General features: G+C 70.0%; 14 protein-coding genes. 5 read left to right on the top strand and 9 right to left on the bottom strand.

Annotated elements, in window-relative coordinates; all coding sequences use genetic code 11:
• Positions 1–97 precede the first annotated feature (97 nt).
• Positions 98–1,333 (top strand): MFS transporter, encoded by a 1,236-nt coding sequence (locus tag ACFS27_RS10260; protein ID WP_377182558.1) that lies wholly within the window; start codon positions 98–100, stop codon positions 1,331–1,333.
• On the opposite strand, the gene ACFS27_RS10265 is transcribed toward ACFS27_RS10260, so the two are convergent.
• Positions 1,314–1,922 carry a septum formation family protein gene (locus tag ACFS27_RS10265; RefSeq protein ID WP_377182560.1) on the bottom strand — a complete coding sequence of 203 codons (609 nt, stop codon included), beginning with the start codon at positions 1,920–1,922 and terminating at the stop codon, positions 1,314–1,316. The genes ACFS27_RS10260 and ACFS27_RS10265 overlap by 20 nt on opposite strands.
• Before the next feature lie 285 nt (positions 1,923–2,207).
• On the opposite strand from ACFS27_RS10265, the gene ACFS27_RS10270 reads away from it, so the two are divergent.
• Both ACFS27_RS10270 and ACFS27_RS10275 read left to right on the top strand, forming a co-directional pair.
• Positions 2,208–3,518, top strand: coding sequence for an endonuclease/exonuclease/phosphatase family protein (locus tag ACFS27_RS10270; protein WP_377182562.1), 1,311 nt, complete (start codon positions 2,208–2,210; stop codon positions 3,516–3,518).
• Between the two features lie 92 nt (positions 3,519–3,610).
• Positions 3,611–5,920 (top strand): S9 family peptidase, encoded by a 2,310-nt coding sequence (locus ACFS27_RS10275; RefSeq protein WP_377182564.1) that lies wholly within the window; start codon positions 3,611–3,613, stop codon positions 5,918–5,920.
• A gap of 7 nt (positions 5,921–5,927) precedes the next feature.
• Here ACFS27_RS10275 and ACFS27_RS10280 read toward each other — a convergent pair whose 3' ends face one another.
• The 8 genes from ACFS27_RS10280 to ACFS27_RS10315 all read right to left on the bottom strand — a co-directional run bounded on the left by ACFS27_RS10280 (position 5,928) and on the right by ACFS27_RS10315 (position 15,574).
• On the bottom strand, positions 5,928–7,214 hold the full coding sequence (locus ACFS27_RS10280; RefSeq protein ID WP_377182566.1) for a glycoside hydrolase family 3 N-terminal domain-containing protein: 1,287 nt from the start codon (positions 7,212–7,214) through the stop codon (positions 5,928–5,930).
• Positions 7,215–7,284: 70 nt separating this feature from the next.
• Complete coding sequence (locus ACFS27_RS10285; RefSeq protein WP_377182568.1) at positions 7,285–8,397, bottom strand: threonine aldolase family protein; 1,113 nt, start codon at positions 8,395–8,397, stop codon at positions 7,285–7,287.
• A 111-nt stretch (positions 8,398–8,508) separates the two neighbouring features.
• Positions 8,509–9,297, bottom strand: coding sequence for an ABC transporter ATP-binding protein (locus tag ACFS27_RS10290; protein ID WP_377182570.1), 789 nt, complete (start codon positions 9,295–9,297; stop codon positions 8,509–8,511).
• Positions 9,294–10,184 (bottom strand): ABC transporter ATP-binding protein, encoded by an 891-nt coding sequence (locus tag ACFS27_RS10295; protein ID WP_377183679.1) that lies wholly within the window; start codon positions 10,182–10,184, stop codon positions 9,294–9,296. Before ACFS27_RS10295 ends, ACFS27_RS10290 begins: the two co-directional genes overlap by 4 nt.
• Positions 10,185–10,416: 232 nt before the next feature.
• On the bottom strand, positions 10,417–11,403 hold the full coding sequence (locus tag ACFS27_RS10300) for a branched-chain amino acid ABC transporter permease (protein WP_377182572.1): 987 nt from the start codon (positions 11,401–11,403) through the stop codon (positions 10,417–10,419).
• Positions 11,404–11,416: 13 nt separating this feature from the next.
• Positions 11,417–12,859 carry a branched-chain amino acid ABC transporter permease gene (locus ACFS27_RS10305; protein ID WP_377182574.1) on the bottom strand — a complete coding sequence of 481 codons (1,443 nt, stop codon included), beginning with the start codon at positions 12,857–12,859 and terminating at the stop codon, positions 11,417–11,419.
• Positions 12,860–13,178: 319 nt separating this feature from the next.
• Entirely contained in the window at positions 13,179–14,462 is a 1,284-nt protein-coding gene (locus tag ACFS27_RS10310) for an ABC transporter substrate-binding protein (RefSeq protein ID WP_377182576.1), read from the bottom strand.
• Between the two features lie 257 nt (positions 14,463–14,719).
• Positions 14,720–15,574: an aldo/keto reductase gene (locus ACFS27_RS10315; protein ID WP_377182578.1), complete on the bottom strand. Its 855-nt coding sequence runs from the start codon at positions 15,572–15,574 to the stop codon at positions 14,720–14,722.
• 226 nt (positions 15,575–15,800) lie between these two features.
• On the opposite strand from ACFS27_RS10315, the gene ACFS27_RS10320 reads away from it, so the two are divergent.
• Together ACFS27_RS10320 and ACFS27_RS10325 are read left to right on the top strand one after the other, a co-directional pair.
• Entirely contained in the window at positions 15,801–16,004 is a 204-nt protein-coding gene (locus ACFS27_RS10320; RefSeq protein ID WP_036971009.1) for a cold-shock protein, read from the top strand.
• Positions 16,005–16,198: 194 nt separating this feature from the next.
• Positions 16,199–16,960, top strand: a complete 762-nt coding sequence (locus tag ACFS27_RS10325) for a hypothetical protein (protein ID WP_377182580.1) — start codon at positions 16,199–16,201, stop codon at positions 16,958–16,960.
• Positions 16,961–16,983 lie beyond the last annotated feature (23 nt).

A 16,983-nucleotide genomic window follows, 5' to 3' on the forward strand; every position in this document is an offset into this window, starting at 1 on the left:
ATAGAATCGATTCGAGGCCGCGTACGTTTGTCGTGTCCGCCGGGCCCCTTCCGTCGTCCCGGGTGAAGCCAGCCCGCCGACCAGCCGGAGAAACAGCATGAGTGGGAGCACGACCGCCACCGCAGCGAGCTTCGCTGCGCCCCCCGTGGACCAGCGCCGGGCGATCATCGCCCTCATCGCCCTCTCGGTCAGCGCGTTCACCTTCGTCACCGCGGAGAACCTGCCGGGCGGGCTGCTCACCCTCATCGCCCCCGACCTGGGCCGCACCACGTCCGAGATCGGTCTGCTGGTCTCGGCGTACGCCGCCGTCGTCGTGCTGACGTCGCTGCCGCTCTCGCGCCTCACCCGCCGGTTCCCCCGCCGCTACGTGCTCGCGGCGACCACGGCGGTCTGTGCCGTCGGAACGCTCTGGTCGGCGGTCGCCATCGGCTACGCGGACCTGATGGTCGCGCGCATGGTCACGGCGCTGGGGCAGGCGCTGTTCTGGTCGGTCGTCACGCCGGCCGCCGCAAGCCTGTTCGCCCCCGCCGTCCGCGGCAAGATGATCGCGCGCCTCGCCATCGGCAACTCGCTCGCACCGCTGCTCGGCGTGCCGCTCGGCACCTGGGTGGGGCAGCAGTCGAGCTGGCGCACCGCCTTCCTGGCGTTCTCCGTGGTGAGCCTCGTCGCGTGCATCACGATGGCGGTCGCGATGCCGAACGTCGACGCCGAGGAGAGTGGGACGGCCCGCGGCACGCACCCGAGCATGCGCCGCTTCCTGGTGCTCATGGCGGTCACGGTCCTGCTCGTGACCGGTGGCTTCATGATGATCACCTTCGTCACCCAGTTCCTGCTGGAGACGGCAGGCTTCCCCGACCGGTACCTCAGCGCCCTCCTGCTGGGCCAGGGCGCCGCCGGCCTGACGGGGACCCTGCTGATCGGCCAGGTGCTCGACAAGCGGCCGTGGCAGACGGTGCTCGTGGCCCTCGGCCTGCTGACCTGTGCGCTGCTGCTGCTCTGGGGGCTCGGGCACAACCCGGCCATCGCCCTGGTCGGGCTGGCCCTGTTCGGTCTCGCGTTCAGCGCGATCCCGCCCGCCCTGTCGTTCCTCTCCATGCAGGTCGCCCCTGGCGCCACCGAGTCGGCGACCGCGATATCGAGCTCCGTGTTCAACATCGGGATCGGCGGCGGGTCAGCGCTCGGGGCCCTGGTGGTAGCAACGGTCGGCGTCGGCACGGTGCCCCTGGTCGGGGCGGCGTTCGTGCTGGCCGCACTGGCGGTGCTCGCGATCGACCTGCGGGCGACGGCGCGTCCTGCTACTGCGCCGCGTCCTGCTACTGCGCCGCGTCCTTGAGGGTGCCCTTGACCGGTTCCTCGGAGCTGACGATGCACTGCAGGGTGCGGTCGTCCAGCAGCTTCCAGGTGTCCTTCGTCGGGTAGAAGCCGGTGTAGCCGTACACCGACTCGTCGTAGGAGATGCCGACGAACTTCTCGAACTCGGCGTAGCACCAGTCCTCGAACGTCTTGGCCATGCCCTTCTCGCCCGGGAACTTGTCGCCCTCCATGACCAGCTCGGCATAGACCTCGCCCGTGTGCGGCTCGGCGCAGGGCACCACCGGGACGGACTCGACCTCGTACTTCTCGCCCTCCCCGTGGTCGTCGTAGCCCGCGAGCGCCCCGAGGTCGATGCAGTCACCCTTCAGGATCTCGAAGGCGTCTGCCTCCGCCGAGGCGGTGATCTCGCCGCCCGGCTCGTCACGCGGGGGCTCGCCGCCCGAGAAGATCTCGTCGAGGGCCGCGCCGCAGCCGGTGAGCATCGCCAGCGAGATGGTCACCGCGGCGGTGGCCGCGAGCAGCCGGGCCGGACGGGCTGTCGCGCGGCGCTCGGGCCTCCGGCCGACGCGGCCGACGGCGTCGCGGGCGGAACGAAAAGTGCGGTTCATCGACTCTTCCTCAGAGATCTGCACGGCGACGGACGCCGACGTCACGGCCACGACGGCCACCCCGGAAAACTATCGTCACCACCGCCCTCGCCAGGCTCCGACGTGCAACTATTCGATCACGACCCGCCTGGCGGGCACGCGGTGCTGCTCGGCGCCGGGCTGTTCACGTGCCGTTCACCCCGGCGAACCGACTCGGCTCTACCGTGACTGCTGCGGACCACCCGCACCTCACACCACCGCACGGAGCCCGTGACCCCCACGGCCGCCGGCGAAGAAGGAGCAGTCATGCGAGCCAGTACCCCCGCGCGCCTGACCGGCGCGGCCGCGGCAGCAGCCCTGCTGGCCGGGGCTTTCCTCGCCTCGGCAGGCACGGCGTCGGCAGGCACGGCACCGTCGACCGCGCCGTCGGTCGACGGGCCCTCGGACGCCGCACCGGCCGGCGCCGGCCGGCCCGGCGCCGGACACCGGACGTTGCGCGCAGCCACCTACAACCTGTCGCTCAACCGCGCGGAGGAGGGCGAGCTCGTCGACGATTTGTCCACGGGCGGCGACGCCCAGGCGGCGACGGTGGCCGAGGTCATCCAGCACGCGGACCCCGACGTCGTGCTGCTGAACGAGTTCGACTACTCCGGTGACGCCGACGCGTACGCCGCCGCCGACCTGTTCCGGGAGAACTACCTCGAGGTGCCGCAGGGCACCGGCGACCCGGTGGAGTACCCGTACGCGTTCGTCGCGCCGTCGAACACGGGGGTCCCGAGCGGGTTCGACCTGAACAACGACGGCACCGTCGGCGGGGGCGACGACGCTCTCGGCTTCGGCCTGTTCCCGGGGCAGTACGGCATGGTGGTGCTGTCGAAGTACCCGATCCAGCACGACCGGGTGCGCACGTTCCAGGACTTCAGATGGCAGGACATGCCGGGCGCGCTGCTGCCCGACGACCCCGCCACCGAAGCGCCGGCCGACTGGTACTCGGCCGAGGAGCTGGCGGTCCTGCCGCTGTCGAGCAAGTCGCACTGGGACGTGCCCGTGCGCGTCGGCCGCGACACGGTGCACGTCCTGGCGGCGCATCCCACCCCGCCGTCGTTCGACGGGGCCGAGGACCGCAACGGGCTGCGCAACCACGACGAGATCCGGTTCTGGGCCGACTACGTGCGCGGTGGCCGCGCCGCCCGCTACCAGTACGACGACGAGGGCCGGCGCGGCGGGCTGCGGCCCGGCTCGTCGTTCGTGATCGTCGGCGACTACAACGCCGACCCCCTCGACGGCGACTCCGTGGCCGCGGCGATCGACCAGCTCCTGCGCCACCCGCGGATCACCGACCCGCAGGCGACGTCGGCGGGGGCTCCCGAGGCTGCAGCGCTGCAGGCCGGGGCGAACCTCGACCACCTGGGCGACCCGGCACTGGACACCGCCGACTTCGCCGACACGGCGCCGGGCAACCTCCGCGTCGACTACGTGCTCCCGTCGCGTGACCTGCGCGTCCGGGACGCCGGCGTCTTCTGGCCGACCGCAGCGGACCCGCTGTCCCGGCTCACGGGCGCCTACCCGTTCCCGAGCAGCGACCACCGCCTGGTCTGGACGGACCTCAAGCCCTGAGTTCGTCAAGTGCGGGATCTTCGCCCCACCCTCACCGTCTGGTGGGCGAGAATCCCGCACTCGACGATGCTTTGCGCGGATAGGCTGACGCGGTGTCCGACGCCCTGACTCCCGCCGAGATCGACCCCGCCACCACACCCCCCTCCACGGCGCGCCGCCCGAGCGAGCGAACGTTCCACGGCGACACCGTCACGGACGACTACGAGTGGCTGCGCCGCAAGGACGACCCAGAGGTGGTCGCCCACCTGGAGGCGCAGAACGCGTGGACCCTGGCTCGCCAGGAACATCTGGCGCCCCTCCGGCAGACCCTGTTCGACGAGATCAAGGGCCGCACCCTCGAGACCGACCTCTCGGTCCCCTCGCGCGACGGCGACTGGTGGTACTACGCCCGCACGGTCGAGGGCCAGCAGTATCCGATCCACGCGCGCTACCCGGCCGCGGGGCCCGACGACTGGACCCCGCGTCTGCTCGAGCCCGGCGAGCCCGTGCCGGGCGAGCAGGTACTGCTCGACCAGAACGTGGCGGCCGACGGCCACGACTTCTTCGCGCTGGGCTCGCTCGACGTGTCCGACGACGGCGCCCGGCTCCTCCACGCGTCCGACACGGCGGGCGACGAGCGCTACACGCTGCGCGTTCGCGACCTGGCCACGGGCGAGGACCTCGCGGACGAGGTGCAGGACACCGCGCCCGGCGCACTGTTCGCCCCGGACGGCGAGCACATCTTCTACCTCACCGTCGACGAGGCCTGGCGCCCGTGGCGGGTCTGGCGACACCGGCTCGGCACTCCGGCGTCCGACGACGTGCTCGTGTTCGAGGAGCCCGACGAGCGGTACTGGGTGGGCGTCGGGCTGTCGAGGTCGAAGAAGTACCTGCAGATCGAGCTCGGCTCCAAGGTGACGAGCGAGTCGTGGCTGCTGGAGTCCGACGACCCGACCGGTGAGTTCCGGATCGTGTGGCCGCGCCGCGAGGGCGTCGAGTACTCCGTGGAGCACGCGGTGCTTCCCGCCTCGCTGGTCGAGCCACCTTCGCTGTCCGAGCCGCCCTCGCTCGTCGAGCCCTTCGAGACCCAGGACCCGGCGCCCGCGACCCGCGACGTGCTCCTGATCCTGCACAACAAGGACGCCCTGAACTTCGAGCTGCTCTGCTCGCCCGTGCCCGCGCCCGGCGAGACGGTCACCCCGGAGGCGGCGACCGTCGTCGTGCCGCACGCACCGGACGTGCGCCTGGAAGGCGTGAGCGCGAGCGAGCGCTACCTGGTGCTCTACTACCGTCGCGAGGCGATCTCCCGCTCGGCGGTGCTGTCGCTGGAGACCCGCCTCGACCAGCGGGAATGGGACTTCCAGGAGATCTCGTTCGGTCAGCCGCTGGAGTCGGTCGGCGCGGGCGTCGGAGTGTGGGAGCAGCCCAACCTCAAGGCCGGCTACACGTCGTTCGTGACCCCGCAGTCGCTCTACCTGTACGACGTCGCCTCCGGCGAGCGCACCCTGCTCAAGCAGCAGCCGGTGCTCGGCGGCTACGACGCCGCCGACTACGACCAGCGCAGGGAGTGGGCGGTGGCCGAGGACGGGACGCGCATCCCGGTCTCGCTGGTCTGGCGCAAGGACAAGGTGCGGTTCGGGGCCGTGGCGGGCTCGAGCGACGAGGGCTCGACCACCGAGGGCACGAGCGCCGATGCGCCCGCAGAGCCAGCACCCCTCCTCCTGTACGGGTACGGCGCGTACGAGATGTCGATAGACCCCTACTTCTCGGTGCCCCGCCTGAGCCTCCTGGACCGCGGCGTCGTGTTCGCCGTGGCGCACGTGCGGGGCGGCGGCGAGATGGGCCGCGCCTGGTACGACGACGGCAAGCTCGCCGCCAAGCGCAACACCTTCACCGACTTCGTGGCCTGCGGCAGGCACCTCGTCGCCACGGGCTGGACGGCGTCGGACCGCATGGTGGCCGACGGCGGAAGCGCCGGCGGGCTGCTCGTCGGAGCCGCCACCAACCTGGCGCCAGAGCTGTTCGCGGGTGTGCTCGCCGGGGTGCCGTTCGTCGACGCGCTGACGTCGATGCTCGACCCGACGCTCCCGCTGACCGTCACCGAGTGGGACGAGTGGGGCGACCCGCTGCACGACCCGGAGGTGTACGCGTACATGCGCTCGTACACGCCGTACGAGAACGTGGCCGACGACGCGGCGCACTACCCCCGGATCCTGGCGACCACCAGCTTCAACGACACCCGCGTGCTGTACGTGGAGCCGGCGAAGTGGGTGGCCCGGCTGCAGGCGGCGGGTGCGCCGGCGATGCTGAAGATCGAGATGTCGGCGGGGCACGGCGGCGTGTCGGGGCGGTACTCCGCGTGGGAGCAGATCGCGTTCGAGCACGCGTGGGTGCTGGACGTCCTGGGCCTCGCCGACCACTGATCCAGCGCTAGCGCTGAAGGTCGGCCTTGGCCGCGACGACCCGGGCCGCCGCCGCGTCCACCTTCGCGGCGAAGGCCGGGTCGTCGCGCGCCGTCCTGACCAGCGCGCCCACCATGGCCGGGGCCGCGGCCGGGCGTGCGGAGGCGAGCACGAGGTCCACCCCCGCGTCGACGGCGCGGACCGCACGCCTGCCCGTGGGAACCCGCTCGACCTGCACCGCAGCGGACAGGTCGTCGGAGATGATGACGCCGTCGAACCCGAGCTTGCGCACCAGCCCGACCGCGGCAGGGCTGAACACGGCGGGCGCCTTCGGGTCGATCTGCGTGTAGATCGCCGACGACATCATGACCAGGCCGGAGCCCGACTCGATCCCGGCGTCGAACACGTCCAGCGACGGGGAATCCGCGCCGGTGACCGTGTCGGTCACCCCTGCCGTGTCGTCGGTGTTGCCGGTCACGCGCCCGAGTCCCGGGAAGTGCTTGATCGACGTCTGGACGCCCGCGTCGTGCTGCCCTTGCGCGAACGCGTTGCCGTGCGCGGTCACGGACTCCACCGAGTAGCCGTAGTTGCGCCCGAAGACACCGATCGGTGCGTTCGACGACGCCGTCGCAGCCGGCACGAGGTCGAGCACCGGCGCCAGGTTGAGGTTCACGCCCGCTGCGGCGAGCTCGTCGCCCCAGGCCCGGGACCGCGCCCGCAGGTCGGACGGGTCCAGCTCCGCCTGGTCGAGCGCGCTCGGGATGTCACTGAAGCCGGCGCCACGCAGCACCTGCACCGCGCCGCCCTCCTGGTCGGTCGCCACGAAGAGGGGCTGCTTGTCCTGCGCCGCGGCGTCGACGGCGGCGTTCACCAGCTTCTTCACCGGCCGCCGGCCCGCCGTGGTGCGACCGTGCAGGAAGACGCCGCCGAGCTGCTCGTCCCTGAGCATGTCGAACGTCGGCTGGAACGGGCCCTCCACCGGGAGACCGACCATGACGATCTGGCCCACCTTCTCCCGCAGGGTCCAGCCGGCCACGAGCGACAGGTCGGGCGCACCGGGCGTCGGCTCGGGCGTCGCCGTCGGCACTCGTGGCGATGCGCTGCCGGTGGGCACCGAGGGCGCGGCACTCGCCGACGGCGATCCGGAACCGGCGGGCGCCGTGCTCGACGGCGTACTCGGCCGAGCGTCCGTCCGCGCGGGCCCTGGCAGGGTCGTCGGGTCGGGCTCCGCCGTCGGACCGGCACAACCGGCGGCCAGGGCCGCGACGAGGAGAACCGTCGCCGCGGCGCGGCCTGATGGGTGAAACCGGGTCATAGTCCTCAGTCTCACCCACCCACGGATCACGCGCGCCGTCAATGACGATCGGCTGCGCGCACCGAACCTCTCAGAGGGCGCCGGTGAGCGCCCGCACGAACCCGTCGACGTCCGCCTCCGTGGTGTCCCACGCGCACATCCAGCGCACCTCGACACGGTCGGCCGTCTCGCCCGGTGCCCAGTCGTAGAACCGCGCGTGGGCCCGCGCCCGGTCGGCCGCGGCGCGGGGCAGGGTCGCGAACACGACGTTGGCGTCGGTGGGGCAGGTGATCCGGACGGTCCCGGTCAGGCCTGCCGCCTCGATGCCCGCGCGCAGGCGCGCTCCCATCGCGTTGGAGTGCGCTGCGTTGCGCAGCCAGAGCGGCGCACCGTCCCCGGTGCCCGACGTCGGCGTGCCCGGCTCGCCGAGCAGCGCCAGGAGCTGCGCCGAGACGAACCTGGTCTTCGACGCGAGCTGCATGGTGGCCTTGCGCAGGTAGGGCACCGCCTCGACGAGCCCGGCCGCGCCGTCCGCGCCGCGTGAGCCCGCCGCGCCGTCGGACAGGACCACCACCGCCTCGCCCAGCATGCCGCCGTTCTTCGCCGCACCGAGGGAGACGATGTCCACGCCGACGTCGGTGGTGATCTCCCGCAGCCCGACGCCGAGCGCGGCCGCCGCGTTCGCGAGGCGCGACCCGTCGACGTGCACGCGCAGTCCCAGCGCGTGGGCGACGTCGGCGAGGAGCTTGAGGTCGGCGGCCGAGTAGACGGTGCCGAGCTCGGTGACCTGCGTGAGGCTCAGGACGGCCGGCTGCGCGCGCTGCACGTTGCCGATATCGCCGGCGTAGCGGTCCACGGCGTCGGGCCCGATACGGCCCTCCACGCTCGGTGCGGCCAGGATCTTGAGCCCGCCGACGCGTTCAGGGGCGCCGTTCTCGTCGGTGTGGACGTGCGCGACGTCGCTGGCGATCACACCGCCCCAGCGCGGCGCGGCGGCCATGAGGCTGATGACGTTGGCGCCCGTGCCGTTCAGGACCGGGAAGATGCGCGCCTGCTCACCGAACACCTCGGTGGCGCGCTCCTGGAGACGGGCGGAGACAGGGTCGTCGCCGTACGAGACGGCGGCCCCGTCGTTCGCCGCGCTGATGGCGGCCATGACCTCAGGATGAACGGGGGCGTAGTTGTCGGACGCAAAATGTTGCACGCCCCCATTCTCCCCGTCCCGCCCCCGACGTGGGTTGTGGGCGTGATCGTTGCGCCTATAACGGGCACCAGGTCACAACGGTCACGCCCACAACCCACGTTCAGTGCGGGGTCAGGAGGCCTTGTCCACGTCCTCCGCCAGGGTGCCCAGATACAGCGAGATCACCTTGGGGTCGGCCTGGAGCTCGCGACCGGTCCCGGTGTGCGCGTCCGTGCCCTGGTCCAGCACGTAGCCCCGGTCGCAGATCTGCAGGCAGCGCCGCGCGTTCTGCTCCACCATGATCACGGAGACGCCCGCCTTGTTGATCATGCGGGTCCGCAGGAACGTCTCGTCCTGCCGCACCGGCGACAGGCCGGCCGACGGCTCGTCGAGCAACAGCACCGACGGGTTCATCATGAGCGCGCGCGCCATCGCCACCATCTGGCGCTCACCACCCGACATGGCGCCGGCACGCTGCGAGCGCCGCTCCCCCAGGTTGGGGAACAGGTCGGTGATGAACTCGAACCGCTCCTTGAACGTCTTGGGGCGCAGGAACACGCCCATGCGCATGTTCTCCTCGACGGTGAGCGAGGGGAACACGTTGTTGTTCTGCGGCACGAACCCGACGCCGCGCTCCACGAGCCGGTTCGCCTTCATGCCCGTGATGTCGTCGCCCTCGAGGATCACCTTGCCGCTGTGGATCTTCACGAGCCCGAACATCGCCTTGAGCAGCGTGGACTTGCCGGCACCGTTGGGGCCGATGATGCCGACCAGCTCGCCCTTGCTCACCTCGATGGAGCAGTCCTGGAGGATGTTGACGCCCGGCACGTAGCCCGCCACCAGGTGCTCGGCGCGCAGCAGCAGCTCGGGGGCCTTCTTCGCCCCGGTCTTCTGCGCCTCGGGAGTTGTCGTCTCGCTCATCGCTTCTCCTCCTCGGCCTCGAGCCGGGCCAGCACTGCGGGGTCGAGCAGAGAGTCGTCCCCGAGGTCGGTGTCGTGGTGGGCGCCGAGGTAGGCATCCACGACGGCCTGGTCCTGCATCACGCTGTCCGGCGGGCCCTCGGCCACGATGCGGCCCTCCGCCATGACGACCACCCAGTCGGAGATGTGCCGGACCGCGTGCATGTCGTGCTCGACGAAGAGCACGGTCATGCCCTCGTCGCGCAGCGCCTGGACGTGGTGGAGCAGCGACTGCACCAGGGCAGGGTTCACGCCGGCCATGGGCTCGTCGAGCATGATCATGGTCGGGTTGGTCATGAGCGCCCTGGCCATCTCCAGCAGCTTGCGCTGACCTCCGGAGAGCGACCCGGCGAAGTCGTCCTTCTTCGCGGCGAGGTTGAACCGCTCAAGGATCTCCATCGCCTTGACCGTGTTCCGCTTCTCCACGCCCGACCACAGGGGCCGGAACAGGGAACCGAACAGGTTCTCGCCGGGGTTGCCCGGTGCGGCCAGCAGCATGTTCTGCAGCACCGTCAGGCGCGACAGCGCCTTGGTGAGCTGGAACGTGCGGACCATGCCGGTGCGAGCCAGCTTGGCGGCGCTGGTGTGGGTGATCTGCCGGCCCTCGAACTCCCACTTGCCCTGGTTGGGCTTGTCGAAGCCGGTCAGCAGGTTGAAGAACGTCGTCTTCCCCGCACCGTTGGGGCCGATCAGCGCGGTGATGGCACCCCGCTGCACCTCCAGGTGGTCCACGTCGACGGCGGTCATGCCGCCGAAGCGTCGCTGCACGCCGGTGGCCGTGAGGATCATGTCCGGCTTCGCGACGCCGACCTTCGGCTCCACGTGGCTCAGCGTCTCGGTCACCTTCATGGCGGCGGCGCTGCGCTCTTCGTTCGACGCTGCGGCAGCCTCAGCGGCCGCGACGGCCCCGATCGGCGCAGCGGCCTCGTCCGGCTTCGCGACGTCGTCGGGCGTTGCGACGTCGTCCGACGCCGTCGGCTCCGCCTCGTCGGGTGTGGCTGACTCCGCCTCGTCGGGCGTGGTCGGCTCCGCCTCGTCGGGCGTGGTCGGCTCGACCGGCTCGTTCTCGTTCTTCGTCTTCTCAACGGACATCGAAGGCGAGCTCCTTCTTGTTTCCCAGGATGCCTTGCGGCCGGAAGATCACGATGCACATCAGCGCGACGCCCACCATGAGGCCGGCCAGGTGCTCCACGTTCTGCGCCGGCATGATGTCGCCGAGCCCCGCCCGCATGCCCGTGCGGAGCAGCATGTAGACGAAGAAGAACAGCATCGCGCCCAGCACCGGTCCGAACAGGGTGGCGGCACCGCCGAGCAGCATGACGGTCCAGACGAAGAACGTCAGGGTGCGCCCCATGTTGTCCGGCGCGACGGATATCGGTAGCACGAACAACATGCCCGCCAACGATCCGGCGACACCACCAAGGATCAGGGCCTGCATCTTGTAGGAGAAGACGTTCTTGCCGAGGGCACGCACTGCGTCCTCGTCCTCACGGATCCCCTTGAGCACCCGGCCCCACGGGCTGCGGGTGATGAGCCAGACCAGGAGGACGGCGATCAGCACGACTCCCCAGGCGAAGATGCGGGTCCACCAGGAGTCCGACCCGTTGTGGATGTACTCGAGCGGCCCGATGGCGGTCCGCCCGTCCGGCAGCGGGGACAGGTCCTGGAAGGTGCCCTTGTACGCGGTACCGGCAAGACCCGACGCACCGCCGGTGTAGTCGGCCCAGAGGGTGGACCGGCCGGCGAACCGGATGATCTCCGCGGCGGAGATGGTCACGATCGCGAGGTAGTCCCCTCGCAGCTTCAGCGTGGGGATTCCTAGCACGAGGGCCAGCAGAGCCCCCGCGGCGGCCGAGATGAGGAAGGCGACCCAGAACGGTGCGCCCTCGACGGTCGCGATAGCGAACCCGTACGCCCCCATCAGCATGAAGCCGGCCTGGCCGATGTTGAGCAGCCCCGTGTAACCGAAGTGCAGGTTGAGGCCGATCGCCGCAAGAGCGTAGGCAGCGGTGGCTGGCGCAATGATCTGGCCAAGCGCCTGGATGAGGATTCGACTCAGTTCGTCCATGACGATTCTCCTTTCAGCCGACCCGCACGGCGCGACCGAGCAGGCCCTGGGGCCTGAACAGCAGCACGAGGATGAGGATCAAGAGGCCCGAGGCGTACCGAAGGCTGCTCGGCATGCCGGGGATGAGGGTGGACATCTCGACGACCAGACCGATCACGATCGATCCGGCCAGGGCACCGAAGGCCGTGCCCATGCCGCCGAGCGTCACCGCCGCGAACATGAGCAGCAGCAGGATCATGCCGAGCGTCCAGGTGAACGAACCGAACGAGATCGCGAGCAGCATGCCGGACAGGCCAGCCAGGCCGGTGGACACGGTCCAGACGATGCGCACGATGCGGTCCGGGTTGATGCCCGTCGCCGCTGCCAGCGCGGGGTTGTCGGACACCGCGCGGGTCGCACGGCCGATCCGGGTCTGCGTGAGGAACCAGGCGATCGCGCCGATCACGACCAGAGCGACGAGCATCGAGAGCCACGACGCGGCGCTCAGGGTGATGCCTGCGATCTCGACCGGCCGGGCGTTCGACGGCAGCACCCGCTGGGACCGGCCGCCGATGAACATCTGGATCAGGTACTGCAACGCCATCGACAGACCGATGGTCACGATCATGAGCTGCATGACCGGTGTGCCGCGTCTGCGGAGCGGTCCCCACAGGACCACGTCCTGGAGCCAGCCCGTCGCGGCGCAGATGATGATCGTGACGAGCACGGCCGCCCACACCGGCATACCCCACCAGTTGACCGCCATGAACCCGATCAGGGCACCGATGGTCACCTGCTCGCCGTGCGAGAAGGTCGAGATGCCGGTGGTGCCGTAGATCAGGCTCAGGCCCACCGAGGCGAGCGCAAGGAGCAGGCCGAACCGGATGCCGGAGCCGAACTGCTGCCAGACCTGGCTGAACGCCGGCAGTCCTGAGACGTTCTCGGTGGACCCGTCCGCGCCGATGCCGCTGGCATCCGCCTCGTCGTCCGTGGCGGCCTCGTCGCCGTCAGCGGTCTCCGACGGCTCCGTGGCCGGCCCGGTCTCCGCGGGCGCCGAACCCTCTGCGATGGTGAACGCCCCGCGGGCCGTCGAGCCCAGCTGTGCGATGACCTGACGTTCCGTGGCGTTCGGCTGCATGCCGTCCGGCACCGACGCCGGATCGATGGTCAGCGTGTAGCCGCCGACCTCGGGGACCTCGACGGACACCGGTCCGTCGGTGGAGGTCACGACCTCCTCGAAGCCCTGGCCGGTGATCGTCACGTCGATGCCGGGCAGGGGTTCGTTGTTCTTGTCGAGCACGATCGGGGAGACACACGCTGTGGTCCCGTCAGGGGTGCAGTCGGTGGCGACGTCCGTTGCGGACGCGGCGGCGGGGGCGGCGAGCATCGCCGCGCTCGCGGTCAAGCCCGCGAGTACCGCCACGACGACGGCGAGGATTCGCCGCGCCGCGGACGCGATCTGTCGGTCGGCTGTCATGTGCCGGGTCCTCCGTGGTGTCTGGGGCTGGCCAAGAGGTTGAGCCTCCGGGCCACCGTTCTCCCCGTGATGTAGCAGCCCTGAACGGGCCGTGTATCGCAAGGTTTTCGCGAGCGTGCCGGAAGTGTAGCCGTGGTTTGTGTCACATCTAGCGCACCAGATGTCACACGAAAGGGTTACGATCCGCCTGCATTTGTCTACAGGACATATCAATCCAGACAGGACGACGGCCCGGTCACCCTCCGCGCGGAAGGCGATCGGGCCGTCGTCACATGTGGCTGACCCCGGCCATGGCCGACGGGTCACCCGGATTCGCGGGTTACTCCGCGACCTTGCCCTCGATGGAGCGCTCGAAGACGTTCACGTTGTTCTTGTCGTACTTGTAGACGCCGATGAACGCCGACGTCGGGTCGTTCTGGTCGTTCAGCGGGCCCACGCCGGACTGACCCACGTAGTGGATCTCGTCGCCGGCCTCGAGCGCCGCGACACCCTCTTCGAACGTGGTGACCTCGGTGCCACCGTCGGCGCCGGAGACCGCCTTGATGTTCTCCGAGACGGTCGCACCGTCGGTGCCGTCACCGCGGACAGCGGCGAGCGCGGCCAGGACGACGGCGTCGTACGACTCCGGCCCGTAGGAGTAGTCCGAGAGCTCTTCGCCCTCGTTCTCCTCGTACCAGGTGTTCAGGCGGTCCTTGAAGTCGTCAGGAGCCTGCGCACCGGGAATCGTGCCGACGACGCCCTCGAGCGTGCCGGGGTCGAAGTCCGGCTCGTACGAGGCGGTGTTGCCGTCGCAGAAGTACGTGGTGCCGTTGAAGTCCCAGTTCTGCGACGTCAGCTCGGAGACGATCGCCTTGGTCTCCTCGAAGGCGATGACCGCGATCGCGTCCGGCTTGGATGCCAGGGCGTCCGTGACGATCGACGAGAAGTTGCTCTCACCAGGAGGGAACTCGTCGCCCGCGCCGGTGGCGCCGTAGACGACCTCACCACCGCCGGCCTCGACCGCCTGCTGGATGTTGTCGCGCAGGCCGGTGCCGTAGGCCTCGTCCTGGACGATCATGGCGACCTTCTGGTGACCGCCGTCGAGGACCAGCGAGCCGAGGGCAGCGCCCTGCACGGTGTCCGGCGGCGCCGTACGGGTGAAGAACTCGCTCGCACCCGAGAGGTCGGTAGCCGTGTTGGCCGGGGAGATCTGCATGACCCCCGCCTCGGTGAACTGGTCCACCACGTTGAGGCTCACTGCGGATGAGGCAGCACCGATGACGACCTGTGCGCCCTTGCTGATCAGGTCGGTCGCCGTCTGCTGCGCGACGCTGGTGTCCGTCGTGTCACCGGAGTCGCCCTGCTCCATGGTGACGTCGTTGCCGAGCACACCGCCGGCTGCGTTGATGTCGTCGATCGCCAGACCGACACCGGCGACCTCGGGCGGGCCGAGGAAGGCGAGCGTGCCGGTGAGCGGGAGGATGGTGCCGACGATGAGCGGATCCTGCGACCCGGCGCTGTCGCCGTCGCCGCCAGTCTCCGTGGTCGTGGAGCAGGCCGCGAGGCCCACGCTGAGGACAGCTGCGATCGCGAGACCGCGCGCCGCCGTGGAACGTCGAATCATTGCGCTGTTCCCCTTCGAGCGGGAGTGAACCTGACGTGGCGACTTGCCTCGTCGTGGCGATGAACGTAGCCACCTTGTGTTGCACAAGTGTGACTAGTCCGTCACACCGACCCGATCGTTACGATGATGTGACCCAGGCGTGCGGCAGCCCAAGAATCGGGCCGGGAACAGGGCTCGAATAGGCAACAAGAATGAATCGGCGGCGTGCGCTCGGTGTTGATTTCACCCCGCCCGCGCGCCGCGGCCGGCCGCTCGGCTCAGTTCCTGAACTGTGTGAACGCCGCGGTCGCCGGGTCGGAGCCGATCCGTCCGTCCGGCGTGTGCAAAGCGTTGATGTCCGACATCTGCGCCTCGCTGAGGGTGAAAGAGAACAGGTCGATATTGGTCGCCATTCGCTCCGGGCTCACGGACTTCGGGATCAGGATCACCCCGTGCTGAACCTGCCAGCGGAGCACCACCTGCCCTGGCGTCACGCCCAGCTCGTTCGCGATGCGGACCACCGCCGGTGCCTCCAGATCGGCGCCCTGACCGAGGGGCGAGTACGCCTCGGGCACGATCCCGTTGGCGCGGCTCCGCTCGACCGTCTCCGGCTGCCGGAAGGTGGGGTGGAGCTCGACCTGGTTCACCGCCGGCACCACGTTCGACTCGCTGACCAGGCGGTCTATGTGCTCGGGCAGAAAGTTGGAGACGCCGATCGCCCGGACCGCGCCGTCGGCGAGCAGCTTCTCGAACGCGCGCCAGGTCTCCACGTAGAGGTCCCGGCCGGGCGCGGGCCAGTGGATGAGGTAGAGGTCGACGACGTCGAGGCCGAGGGCCTCCCGGCTGTTCTCGAAGGCCCGCAGGGCGTTCTCGTAGCCCTGGTCGCCGTTGCGGAGCTTCGTGGTGACGAAGATTTCGTCGCGCGGGACGCCCGTCGCCCGGACGGCCGCGCCGACCCCCTCTTCGTTGTAGTAGGCGGCGGCGGTGTCGATGTGCCGGTAGCCGAGCTCGATGGCGGTCTCGACGCACGCCTGCGTGCCGTTGTCGGGCACCTGGAAGACGCCCAGACCTACCTGTGGGATCTCGATGCCGTTGTTGAGCGTGACGGACGGGATGTCGGTGGCTGAGTTCATGCCAACCGTTCTAACACCCGCTCCGGACACCGTCGACGGGGGCCTCGGAACGGGGTCTGAGACCCCTCGGATGCAAGTCACTCAAGATTGGTCGGGCTTTCCTTGCGTCTGGCGGGTAGGGTAGGGGATGTTGCAGTGCCTCGATCGTTCTTCCGTGAGATGACGACGACACCGTGATTATGCGATCCCGACGGTCGGGGTCGTCGCCTCATGCAAGGAGCAGTACATGGCATTCGGAACCGTCAAGTGGTTCAACGCCGAGAAGGGCTTCGGGTTCATTGCACCCGAGGACGGTGGGCAGGACGTGTTCGCCCACTTCAGCGCGATCCAGTCGAGCGGCTACCGCTCGCTGGAGGAGAACCAGCGCGTCGAGTTCGACGTGAAGCAGGGCCCCAAGGGCCTCCAGGCGGAGAACATCCGCCCGATCTGATCCCTTCACAAACTTCGCAGCCTCCGCGGTGAGTTCCTCTGAACTCGTCGCCGGTTGTACGACGTCGGCCCGGCCACCTTTCGAGGTGACCGGGCCTTCGCCATTTCATCCAGTGGACCAGGCGGCCCGATCCGGAACCGTTGGACCACGCCGGGCGTTTCCCACCTGCACCGTCACCTACGAAGGACGACACCATGGGCTTCCTCGACCGACTGCTCGGCCGCGAGCCGCGCGAGCAGATTCCCGGCATGTATCAGGGTGGTAGCACGCCCCGGCAGGACTACCGGCGGCAGCAGGGCCAGACCCCCGAGTACGGCACAGCGCCCGTCTACGGCTCCGCCGCGAGCACCGGCCGCAGCGAGGACGAGGTAGCGATCGAGCGGTACCGCTACCTGCTCCGGACCGCTCCGCCGGACCAGGTGGAGGAGGCACACGCCGAGGCGTTCGCGCAGCTCACGCCCGAGCAGCGGAGGCAGGTCCAGGCCCAGCTGAGCGAGACCGTTCCGGCGAACGAGCGTGCGACGTCGGACGAGCCGCGTGACCTGGCCCGTATGGCAACCCGTGCGGAGATGCGCAACCCCGGCACGCTCGAGCGGAACTTCGGCTCCAGCCGTGGTCCGGGCTTCGGCTCGATGCTCGGTGCGAGCATGCTCGGCACGATCGGTGGCATGGTCATCGGCTCGGCCGTCGCGGACATGATGTTCGGCAGCTCGTTCGGGGACCCCGGTCAGGACTTCGCCGGCGGCGAGGAAGGCGGCGGCGAGGGTGGTGGCGAGGAAGCAGGCGCCGAGGGTGGCGACCCGGGTGCGGAGGCCGGCGCGGAGCCGGTCGAGGCCTCTGGTGCTGACGCGGGCGGCGACGCAGGTGGCGACGCCGGTGGCGGCTTCTTCGGCGACATGTTCGGCGGCGGCGGTGGCGACTTCGGCGGCGGAGACTTCGGCGGCGGCGAGTTCTAGGCACTGATTGACTCGACGCCGGT

This window comes from Promicromonospora vindobonensis, assembly GCF_042685865.1.
Lineage (GTDB): Bacteria > Actinomycetota > Actinomycetes > Actinomycetales > Cellulomonadaceae > Promicromonospora > Promicromonospora vindobonensis.